Origin of the sequence: Paracoccus sp. NFXS7, assembly GCF_040148865.1 — a bacterium.
GTDB lineage: Bacteria > Pseudomonadota > Alphaproteobacteria > Rhodobacterales > Rhodobacteraceae > Paracoccus > Paracoccus marcusii.
In genome coordinates, this window is the sequence record NZ_JAKEKV010000002.1 from 33,004 (window position 1) to 42,301 (window position 9,298).

12 protein-coding genes are annotated in these 9,298 nt (G+C 68.9%); 5 read left to right on the forward strand and 7 right to left on the reverse strand.

The features are described from left to right. The first annotated feature begins 62 nt into the window (after positions 1-62). A complete protein-coding gene (locus tag LZ686_RS04820; RefSeq protein ID WP_127897742.1) occupies positions 63-698 on the forward strand; it encodes a ribonuclease T2 family protein in 636 nt (211 codons plus the stop codon). Here LZ686_RS04820 and LZ686_RS04825 read toward each other — a convergent pair. Together LZ686_RS04825 and LZ686_RS04830 are read right to left on the reverse strand one after the other, a co-directional pair. Beyond that, positions 695-1,681, reverse strand: coding sequence for an NAD(P)H-quinone oxidoreductase (locus LZ686_RS04825; protein ID WP_349547139.1), 987 nt, complete (start codon positions 1,679-1,681; stop codon positions 695-697). The two genes, LZ686_RS04820 and LZ686_RS04825, sit on opposite strands and share 4 nt — an antisense overlap. A gap of 10 nt (positions 1,682-1,691) precedes the next feature. Beyond that, complete coding sequence (locus LZ686_RS04830) at positions 1,692-2,345, reverse strand: COQ9 family protein (protein ID WP_046000747.1); 654 nt, start codon at positions 2,343-2,345, stop codon at positions 1,692-1,694. A 92-nt stretch (positions 2,346-2,437) separates the two neighbouring features. Here LZ686_RS04830 and rpsU point away from each other — a divergent pair, with 92 nt between their 5' ends. Continuing rightward, positions 2,438-2,644, forward strand: a complete 207-nt coding sequence (gene rpsU / locus LZ686_RS04835) for a 30S ribosomal protein S21 (RefSeq protein ID WP_081994671.1) — start codon at positions 2,438-2,440, stop codon at positions 2,642-2,644. A gap of 86 nt (positions 2,645-2,730) precedes the next feature. Here the strand turns inward: rpsU and LZ686_RS04840 are convergent, their stop codons facing one another. Together LZ686_RS04840 and LZ686_RS04845 are read right to left on the reverse strand one after the other, a co-directional pair. Next, a complete protein-coding gene (locus tag LZ686_RS04840; protein ID WP_349547140.1) occupies positions 2,731-3,456 on the reverse strand; it encodes a hypothetical protein in 726 nt (241 codons plus the stop codon). Between the two features lie 69 nt (positions 3,457-3,525). Continuing rightward, complete coding sequence (locus LZ686_RS04845) at positions 3,526-3,987, reverse strand: Lrp/AsnC family transcriptional regulator (RefSeq protein ID WP_046000877.1); 462 nt, start codon at positions 3,985-3,987, stop codon at positions 3,526-3,528. A 134-nt stretch (positions 3,988-4,121) separates the two neighbouring features. Here LZ686_RS04845 and ald point away from each other — a divergent pair, with 134 nt between their 5' ends. After that, positions 4,122-5,240 (forward strand): alanine dehydrogenase, encoded by a 1,119-nt coding sequence (gene ald / locus LZ686_RS04850; RefSeq protein ID WP_139597783.1) that lies wholly within the window; start codon positions 4,122-4,124, stop codon positions 5,238-5,240. 3 nt (positions 5,241-5,243) lie between these two features. On the opposite strand, the gene mscL is transcribed toward ald, so the two are convergent. From mscL to LZ686_RS04865, 3 genes are all read right to left on the reverse strand, one after another. Then, positions 5,244-5,687, reverse strand: coding sequence for a large conductance mechanosensitive channel protein MscL (gene mscL, locus LZ686_RS04855; RefSeq protein ID WP_045980951.1), 444 nt, complete (start codon positions 5,685-5,687; stop codon positions 5,244-5,246). A gap of 115 nt (positions 5,688-5,802) precedes the next feature. Beyond that, positions 5,803-6,426 (reverse strand): DsbA family protein, encoded by a 624-nt coding sequence (locus tag LZ686_RS04860; protein WP_052714547.1) that lies wholly within the window; start codon positions 6,424-6,426, stop codon positions 5,803-5,805. 30 nt (positions 6,427-6,456) lie between these two features. Then, positions 6,457-6,981 carry a DUF721 domain-containing protein gene (locus LZ686_RS04865; RefSeq protein WP_349547141.1) on the reverse strand — a complete coding sequence of 175 codons (525 nt, stop codon included), beginning with the start codon at positions 6,979-6,981 and terminating at the stop codon, positions 6,457-6,459. Positions 6,982-7,066: 85 nt separating this feature from the next. Between LZ686_RS04865 and LZ686_RS04870 the strand changes: the two genes are divergently transcribed. After that, a complete protein-coding gene (locus LZ686_RS04870) occupies positions 7,067-8,092 on the forward strand; it encodes an A/G-specific adenine glycosylase (RefSeq protein WP_349547142.1) in 1,026 nt (341 codons plus the stop codon). A gap of 9 nt (positions 8,093-8,101) precedes the next feature. Beyond that, a complete protein-coding gene (locus tag LZ686_RS04875) occupies positions 8,102-9,232 on the forward strand; it encodes an alkane 1-monooxygenase (protein WP_349547143.1) in 1,131 nt (376 codons plus the stop codon). Positions 9,233-9,298: the final 66 nt, after the last annotated feature.

Here is a 9,298-nt window from a genome sequence, read left to right on the forward strand (position 1 = left end):
GGGAAAAGAGGATTCGCACGTTTGCCGGTGCATGCCGGCGCGGGCGTCGCTATTGTCGCAGGATGCGCATCCTGTTCCTGACCCTCGCGGTCCTGCTGCCCCCCCTGCCCCTTGCCGCCCGCGACGTTGCGGGGCGGTTCGATTATTACGTGCTGGCGCTGTCCTGGCAGCCGACCTGGTGCAGCACGACGGGCGACGACCGCGACGCCCCCGAATGCCGCGACGGCACGGCACGCGACTTTTCGGTCCACGGACTGTGGCCGCAATACGAACGCGGCTGGCCGCAGGACTGCACGACGCCCGAACGCGATCCGTCGCGCCGCGAAAGCGCCGCGATGGCCGACGTGATGGGGTCCGGCGGGTTGGCGTGGTACCAGTGGAAAAAGCACGGCCGCTGCAGCGGGCTGTCTGCCGCGGGCTATTACGACGCGACCCGGCAGGCGGCAGAGGGCATCGTCATCCCGCCGGTGCTGGATGATCTGGCCCGCGACGTCGCGGCCCCGCCCGCGGTGATCGAGGAGGCCTTCCTGGAGGCCAATCCCGACCTGGATGCCGACGGCGTCACCATCGCCTGCCGCGACGGCGCCCTGACCGAGGTGCGGATCTGCCTGACCCGCGACCTGGAACCCCGGACCTGTGCGCCCGACGCGCGCCGCGACTGCGACGCGCCCCGCCTGCTGATCGAGGCCGTGCGCTAGCCCGCGACCTTCAGGACGATCTTGCCGATATGGTCGCTGCTTTCCATCCGGCGATGGGCATCGGCCGCGTTGGCCAGCGCGAACTCGCTGTCGATGGTGACGGCGACCGACCCGGCGGCGATCATCGGCCACAGCCGCTTGCGGATCTGGTCGGCGATCTCGGCCTTTGCGACGTCGGATTGCGGGCGCAGGGTGGACCCGGTGATGGTCAGGCGGTTCACCATGATCTGGGCAAAGTTCAACTCGACCTTGGGGCCTTCCAGAAAGGCGATCATCACCAGCCGCCCGTCCTGGGCCAGCGTCTTGATGTTGCGGGGGATGTAGCTGCCCCCGACCATGTCCAGGATCAGGTCCGCACCACCCGCCTCGGCCAGCACCTTGGTGAAATCCTGGCTGCGATAATTGATGGCGGTGGCGCCAAGCGCGGTGATGGCCGCGCATTTGTCGTCGCTGCCCGCGGTGGCAAAGACGCGCGCGCCCAGGGCGTGGGCGATCTGGATGGCCATCATGCCGATGCCGGAGGTTCCGCCATGGACCAGAAAGCGGTCGCCCCCGGTCAGTCCCCCGCGCTGGACGACGTTCGACCAGACGGTGAAGGCGGTTTCGGGCAGGCACGCCCCGTCGCGCAGCGACAGTCCCTTGGGAATGCGCAGCGCGTGATCGGCGTGGCACACCGCGTATTCCGCATATCCGCCGCCGGGCAGCAGCGCGCAGACCTGTTCGCCCTTCCGCCAGCGCGTGACACCCGCGCCAAGGCCCACGATCTCTCCCGAGGCCTCCAGCCCGGGCAGGTCGGACGCGCCCGGCGGCGGGGCATAGCTGCCCGATCGCTGCAGCACGTCAGGACGGTTCACGCCGGCATAGGCGATCCTGATCAGGATCTGGTCATGGCAGGGCACCGGCACGGGCCGGGTCGTGGCGCGCAGCTGATCGGCGGCGCCGGGGCCTGCGATCTCGATGGCGGTCATCTGGTCGGGGAACATGGGGTCGTCCTTATCGGGTCTTGCCGGGCAGCGCCCGGTCGCGGGGCGCACGGATCCAGCCCAGGGCGGCATCGGCCAGCCTGGAGGCGCCGGGCAGGCTGCGCAGGCGCGCCTTGACGGTCTCGACCGACATCACGCCGTCGATGCGGCGGTCGATGAAGGCGCGGGTGTCGGCGCGGCCCTCGGACTCGTCGCCCAGCCAGAACAGCACCGTGGCCGAGATCACGGCCGTCAGCGTCGCGCGTTTCGAATACCAGTTCACGTCCTGCGACCGATCGCCCAGTGCAGTCCAGATCACGTCCGCCGTCTCCCAGACCAGCCGCGCGGCCAGGGCCGCATTCTGCGGCAACGCCAGCGTCGCGGCCCCGGCACGGACCAGTTCGGGGTCCGACAGCTCCAGCCGCTGCCACAGGGCCTGGGCCACGCGGTCGCGGAACCGCCCCTCCAGCGGGGTGGCGGCCAAGGCCTCGCGCAGCGCCCGGTCGGCACGGCGGTGATAGGCGGCGGCCAATCCGGCGCCGCCCTGCGGGAAATGCACCCGGATCAGGGCCGCATCCATGCCGATGTCGCGCGCACCGGCGGCCAGCGCCCGCTCGTTCATCCCCTCGAAGGGGACATGGACCAATGCGGCATCCAGCAGCGCGTCTCGGTCGGTGTTGGTCATGCATACCTCGTCTGGACATTTGCGCCCGCCCCTGTTAGGGGGACGCTTCCTGCAATCTATCAACTCTAACCTAGGAAGGTGGTGACAACCACATGCAGGTCAATGTTCGCGACAACAACGTCGAACAGGCGCTCCGTGCTCTGAAGAAGAAACTTCAGCGCGAAGGTGTCTTCCGCGAAATGAAGCTCAAGCAGCATTTCGAGAAGCCGTCGGTCAAGAAAGCCCGTGAAAAGGCCGAGGCCGTTCGCCGCGCCCGCAAGCTGGCCCGTAAAAAGGCACAGCGCGAAGGCGCGCTGTAAGACGACGCGATCTTGTGTCATTTGAAAACCCCCGCGGCGCCATGCCGCGGGGGTTTTCTTTCGCGCTGCGTCAATCCGGGACGCGATCAGCCGTTGCTGTCCGAACCGCCGTCGGAACCGCTATCCGATCCGCCGTCGGAACCACCGTCCGAACCGCCATCCGAATCACCGCCGTCGGATCCACCGTCAGTGCCGCCATCAGACGTGCCGCCATCAGACGCGCCGCCGTCGGATGCGCCACCGTCGGCGCCATCGTCCGAACCGCCATCCGCGGCACCGTCATCACCGGCCCCGCCCTCCATGCCGTCATCACCGGCACCGTCATCCGTGGCGCCATCTTCGGTCGATCCGCCATCGGTCGCGCCGCCGTCCACGGCGCCTGCCGTGCCGACGGGCGCCGCGCCGGAATCATCGCCTGCCGAGGATGTCTCGGGGTCGGCACGCGTCTCTACCCCGTTCACTGAAACCAGCCGCCCGTTGGCGGTGCTGTAGACCAGTTCGGTCGGCACGCCGGCGCGCTGTGCGGTCACCGTCAGGATGGGTCCCTCGCGCTGGATGTAGATGTCGGAATAGCCCTGGTCGGACAGGGTGTCGGCGATGGCCTCATAATTCTCCAGGCTTTCCAGCCGCGGATAATCGCTTTCCGAGACGAAGCCCCCGGACGGCGATTCCTCCAGCGCGTCATCGGGGACGATGACGGTCGATTCGGGGGTCTCGATCACGGTGGTCTGTGCGATCGCGGTCGTGGCCATCAGGCTGGCCGCGGCGATCTGGCCGCCGACCAGCAGGGCCTTGAACGGAGTCTTCAGCATCGTGCGTCTCCTGTTGTCTGTCTGGCGGCATAACGCGCATCCGGGCCCGCAGGGTTCCCTGACCGCCGATCAGACGGGAATCGCGGTCGTCCGGAACACCGTGCGCAGGGCAAAGCTGGAATGCATCTGGGCAACCCCCGGCAGGCGCGACAGGTGCTGACGGTGGATGCGGGCGAAATCGTCGGTATCCTCGACCACGATCTTCAGCAGATAGTCGGCCGTGCCTGCCATCAGGTGGCATTCCAGCACGTCCGGGATGGTGCGCACGCCGCGTTCGAAGGCGTCCAGGACCTCGTCCGCCTGCCCCGACAGGGTGATCTCGACGAAGACCGTCGTCTGGCGGCGCAGGGCGCGCGCATCCAGAAGCGCGACATAGCCCGAGATGACACCGGCCTCCTCCAGCCGCTGAACGCGCCTGTGGCAGGCCGACGGGGACAGATGCACCCGCAGCGCCAGCTCGGCATTGCTGATGCGTCCCTCGGTCTGAAGCAGGGACAGGATTCGTCGGTCTATTGCGTCAAGATCGGCCATGCCGGCAGAATCTTCGAAGACAGTTCCCGATGCCAGCGGTTTCTTCGCCGATCACCCGCCTATCGGGGGAATGTTCGCAGCACCTTGCGGGCCGGACGGGGCATCATCGGACCACAGCTCTGGGAGGAGAGACCATGAAGATCGGATGCCCCACCGAAATCAAGCCGCAGGAATTCCGCGTCGGCCTGACCCCCGCCGCCGCCGCCGAGGCCGTGCTGCGCGGCCATGACGTGCTGGTCCAGTCCGGCGCGGGCCTGGGCGCGGGGTTCGCGGACCAGGATTACGTCGATGCCGGCGCCACGATCGCCCCCGACGCGGCGACGGTGTTCGCCGATGCCGAACTGATCATCAAGGTCAAGGAGCCGCAGGCCGCCGAACGCAAGATGCTGGCCCGCGGCCAGATCCTGTTCACCTATCTGCACCTGGCGCCCGACCCGGACCAGACCCGCGACCTGCTGGACAGCGGCGTGACCGCCATCGCCTATGAGACGGTGACCGACGCACGCGGCGGCCTGCCCCTGCTGGCCCCGATGTCCGAAGTCGCCGGTCGCCTGGCCCCGCAGGTCGGCGCATGGGCGCTGCAAAAGGCCAATGGCGGCCGCGGCATGCTGATGGGCGGCGTGCCCGGCGTGCGGCCTGCGAATGTCGTGGTGATCGGCGGCGGCGTGGTGGGCACCGCGGCGGCGCGCGTGGCGGTCGGCATGGGGGCCAACGTGACGGTCATGGACCGGTCGGTGCCGCGCCTGTCCTATCTGGACGACATCTTCATGGGCCGCCTGACCACCCAGTTCGCCAGCGCCGCGGCCACGGCCGAGGCGATCCGCACGGCCGACATGGTGATCGGCGCGGTTCTGATCCCCGGCGCCGCCGCGCCCAAGCTGATCAGCCGCGACCAGTTGTCGACCATGCCGCAGGGCGCGGTTCTGGTCGACGTGGCGATCGATCAGGGTGGTTGCTTCGAGACGTCGCGCGCCACCACGCACCAGGACCCCATCTATGACGTCGATGGGATCGTGCATTACTGCGTGGCGAACATGCCGGGCGCGGTGGCCCGCACCAGCACGCAGGCGCTTGGCAACGTGACCATGCCGCATCTGCTGGCCTTGGCCGACAAGGGCTGGCGCCGCGCGCTGACCGATGACGCGCATCTGCGCGCCGGGCTGTCGGTCCACGAGGGCCAGCTGACCTCGCCCCCGGTGGGCGAGGCCCTGGGCCTGGACGCCGTCACCCCGGCATCGGTGCTGGGGCTTTAGGCGTCAGGCGGGGCTGGCGCGGTCGGCCAGCAGGTCGCGGATCTGCGCCAGCAGCTCTTCCTGGGTGGGGCCGGCCGGGGGGGTCTCCTTGGCCTCCTCCTTGCGCATCGCGGCGCGCTGCAGGCGGTTCACGCCCTTGACCAGCAGGAACACCGCCCAGGCCACGATCAGGAAGTTCAGCACCGCCATCGCGAAGGCGCCATACGCAAAGATCGCCGCCCCGGAATCGCGGGCGGCGGCCAGGCTGGCCCCGTCGGCCACGTTGCCGGACAGGACGACGTACTTGTCGGTGAAATCGATCCCGCCGGTCATCAATCCCAGGATCGGGTTGATCAGGTCGACGACCAGCGAATTGACGATGCCCGTGAAGGCCGCGCCGATGATGATGCCCACGGCAAGGTCGATGACGTTGCCGCGGGCGATGAAAGTCTTGAATTCCTGAATCATGACACACTGTCCCCGTGCTGCGCGTCAATTCCGCGCCCGCCGATCCTGCGACCATGCCGGACGAAAATCAATCGCGTGCGTGCAGGGCCCGCGCGGGGCCCTGCGGGGCGATGCGTCACTGGGCCGGGGCGGCCTCGGCCAGCTTGGTGTCGATGATTTCCTTCATGCTGTCCCAGGGCTGGTTCGACACCTTCTCTCCGCCGATGATGAAGGTCGGGGTGGCCTCGACCTCGTCGGCGGTGGCGTTCGTCTGGAACGTGGCGATCAGCTGTTCGACCTTGGCGGTGTCCTCCCAGCAGGCGGTCATCTGTTCCTCGGTCATCCCGGCCTTCAGGCCGATGCGGCGCAGGTTCGTCGCGATCTCGTCGCCCGAACCGCCGGCCAGCCACTGTTCCTGTTCGTCGAACAGCATCCCGGACACGGGGAAGAACTTGTCGTCGCCACCGCAGCGCGCCAGGATTCCGGCCCACAGGCCCGGCTGGTCGAAATAGACGTCGCGCTGAACGAAGCGGACCTTGCCGGTGTCGATGTATTCCGCCTTGAGCTGCGGATAGACGTTGGCGTGGAAATTCGCGCAATGCCCGCAGGTGAAGCTGGCGTATTCGACGATCGTCAGAGGCGCGTCCTCGGCGCCCTGGGCGATGTCGGGCAGGGTTTCGGGGGTCGCGGCGGCGTCCTGCGCAAAGGCGGGGGCGGCCAGGGTCATCGCGACGGCGGTTGCGGCAAATCGCAGAAACATGGAAAGTCCTTTCAGGTCGTGCATGTCATGTCAGGTCCGGCGGCTGGCGACGTTCATCGCCAGTTGCGCCATGGCCTGGGCAAGGGTCGGATCGGAAAACTGCTGCCCCACCCCCCGGGCCTGCGCCACGATCGCGGGATCGGGCGCGCGGTCCGGGCGGGGCGCATGGGAAAAGGCCGCCTGTCCTTCGGCAAAGCCGGTGGCGGCGGTCTGCGTCAGGGTGATGCGGCTGACGGCGTTATAGCCGTAGCAGGCGTTGACGCGGTCGCGCAGCCGGGGCAGCTGCATCTCGACCATGGGCGCCATGGGGCCGGTGGTCAGCAGCGTCAGTGTGGCGCCAAAGCCCGTGCGGGCGTGGCTGATGCGGACCGGACGGGTGACGGGGGCCAGCTGCGGGCCCGCGATCTCGGCCCAGTTGGTCAGCAGGCGGGTGACCGCGAATCCCCGCCCCTCGGCCGCCTTCTGGACGCGGTCGGCCAGCAGGGTGGCCGCCGCCTGAAAGCCGCGGCTGCGACGACGGATCCTGGTCTTTGAGGCGTCGGACGGGTGGGCCATGGGCGCCTTTGCTGCTATCACCCGGCCATTCTTAGCCAGCCATCCCCCCGGATGAAAGCGCGCCCTTTTGCAAAGGCCCACATAATTGCGTGAAAGCAAGGTGATCGCCCCCGACCTGCTGGACTGGTACGACCGCCATGCCCGCAGCCTGCCCTGGCGGGTGCCCCCCGGCGGCGGCCCTGCCGACCCCTATCGCGTCTGGCTGTCCGAGGTGATGCTGCAGCAGACCACCGTCGCGGCGGTCAAGGCGTATTTCCTGCGGTTCACCGCGCTGTGGCCGACGGTCAAGGACCTTGCGGCGGCCGATGACGCGCAGGTGATGGCCGAATGGGCGGGGTTGGGATACTACGCCCGCGCCCGGAACCTGCTGGCCTGCGCCCGTGCGGTGGCGGCGCGGGGCGGCTTTCCCGACACGCGCGACGGGTTGTCCGCGCTGCCGGGGATCGGGGCCTATACATCGGCCGCGATCGCCTCGATCGCGTTCGACCGGGTGGAAACCGTGGTGGACGGCAATGTCGAACGCGTGGTGTCGCGGCTGTTCGCAGTCCAGACACCCCTGCCCCGCGCGAAACCGGAACTGGTGGCACTGGCCGACGGGCTGACACCGCAGTCCCGCCCGGGCGATTACGCGCAGGCGATGATGGACCTGGGCGCGACCATCTGCACGCCCCGCAGCCCCGCCTGCGTCATCTGCCCCGTCCAGGCCCAGTGCGACGCCCGCGTCCAGGGGATCGCGGCCGAACTGCCCCGCAAGACCCCCAAGGCCGCCAAGCCCACGCGTCAGGGCGTGGTCTGGCTGGCGCGCCAGGGCGATGCGCTTGTGCTGGAACACCGCCCGCCCAAGGGGCTGCTGGGCGGCACGCTGGCCTTTCCGTCGGCTCAATGGGACGGGCGCGACATGCCCCCGCCTGGCCCCGCCGACTGGCGCGACCTGGGCGCCGTGCGCCATGTCTTCACGCATTTCACGCTGGATCTGACCGTGCTGCTAGGCGATCTGACCGGCAATCCCACGCGCGGGGAACTGGTCCCCCTGCGGCAGATCGACCGCGACGCCCTGCCGGGGCTGATGCGCAAGGCCTGGGATATGGCGCAGCCGCATCTTCAGAGGTAGCATCGCGGCATGAGCCATGCCCCCCTGCCCGCCGCGGCGCCCTTCTGGCTGTCCGTCGCCCTGATCCCCCTGGTCGCGCTGGCGGCCTGGGGGGGCGGGATGTGGTGGCTGATCGTGCCGGTCTATGCCTGGTATCTGACCACGGTTCTGGACCGCGTGCTGGGCCTGAACGAGGCCAATCCCGACCCGGACACCGCCACCGACCAGCTGTTCTGGCACCGCGCCGTGACGCTGATCTGGTTTCCGCTGCAGGCGGCCACGATCCTGGCCTGCCTGTGGGTTCCGGGGCGCACGGACCACCTGTCGGGGTGGGAATCGCTTGGGCTGTTCTTTGCCATCGGCGTCATGTCGGGCAGCGTCGGCATCGTCTATGCGCATGAACTGCTGCACCAGAAGACGCCGGCCGAACGCTGGCTGGGGGACCTGCTGCTGGCGTCGGTCCTTTATTCGCATTTCCGCACCGAACACCTGCTGGTGCATCACAGCTGGGTGTCGACCCCGCGCGACGCCGTCTCGGCCCGCTACAACGAAGGCTTCCACCGCTTCTTCGCCCGCGTCCTGATCGACGGCCCCCGCAGCGCGTGGCGGGCCGAGACGCGGTTCCTGGCCCGCGCGGGCCGCAGCCCGTGGGACCGCCGCAACCCCTTCTGGCGTTACGGCGTGCTGCAGGGGGCGATGCTGGGGCTGGCCATGGCCGTGGGCGGCTGGACCGGGCTGGGGCTGTTCCTGTTCCAGGCGCTGATCGCCGTCTGGCAGCTGGAGCTGACGAATTACGTCGAACATTACGGGCTGTCGCGCAAGCATCTGGGGGACGGCCGCTATGAACCCGTCCGCCCGCGCCACAGCTGGAACGCCAGCCACACCGCGACCAACTGGCTGCTGATCAACCTGCAGCGCCATTCCGACCATCACACAAAGCCCGACCGCCGCTTTCCGCTGCTGCAGACCTATGGCGCGGACGAGGCGCCGCAGCTGCCGATGGGCTATCCGGCGATGACGCTGCTGGCGATGGTCCCGCCGCTGTGGCGGCGGCGCATGAACCCCCGCGTGCGCGCCTGGCGGCGCCAGTTCTATCCAGAGATCACCGACTGGACCGACTATAACCGCGGCACCCTGCCCCTGCCCCGCAACGCGCTGTAGCGCGCATGCCGCAGGGGCCGGCAAATATCGCTAAAAGGCTGCGCAGCTTGTTCCGGGCGCAACCTT

Coding starts and splice junctions, on each gene's coding strand:
- LZ686_RS04860 (WP_052714547.1), bottom strand. CDS start 6,426: ATGTTTCTGCGATTTGCCGCAACCGCCGTCGCGATGACCCTGGCCGCC.
- LZ686_RS04825 (WP_349547139.1), bottom strand. CDS start 1,681: ATGTTCCCCGACCAGATGACCGCCATCGAGATCGCAGGCCCCGGCGCC.
- ald (WP_139597783.1), top strand. CDS start 4,122: ATGAAGATCGGATGCCCCACCGAAATCAAGCCGCAGGAATTCCGCGTC.
- LZ686_RS04875 (WP_349547143.1), top strand. CDS start 8,102: ATGAGCCATGCCCCCCTGCCCGCCGCGGCGCCCTTCTGGCTGTCCGTC.
- LZ686_RS04865 (WP_349547141.1), bottom strand. CDS start 6,981: ATGGCCCACCCGTCCGACGCCTCAAAGACCAGGATCCGTCGTCGCAGC.
- LZ686_RS04820 (WP_127897742.1), top strand. CDS start 63: ATGCGCATCCTGTTCCTGACCCTCGCGGTCCTGCTGCCCCCCCTGCCC.
- LZ686_RS04845 (WP_046000877.1), bottom strand. CDS start 3,987: ATGGCCGATCTTGACGCAATAGACCGACGAATCCTGTCCCTGCTTCAG.
- LZ686_RS04840 (WP_349547140.1), bottom strand. CDS start 3,456: ATGCTGAAGACTCCGTTCAAGGCCCTGCTGGTCGGCGGCCAGATCGCC.
- rpsU (WP_081994671.1), top strand. CDS start 2,438: ATGCAGGTCAATGTTCGCGACAACAACGTCGAACAGGCGCTCCGTGCT.
- mscL (WP_045980951.1), bottom strand. CDS start 5,687: ATGATTCAGGAATTCAAGACTTTCATCGCCCGCGGCAACGTCATCGAC.
- LZ686_RS04830 (WP_046000747.1), bottom strand. CDS start 2,345: ATGACCAACACCGACCGAGACGCGCTGCTGGATGCCGCATTGGTCCAT.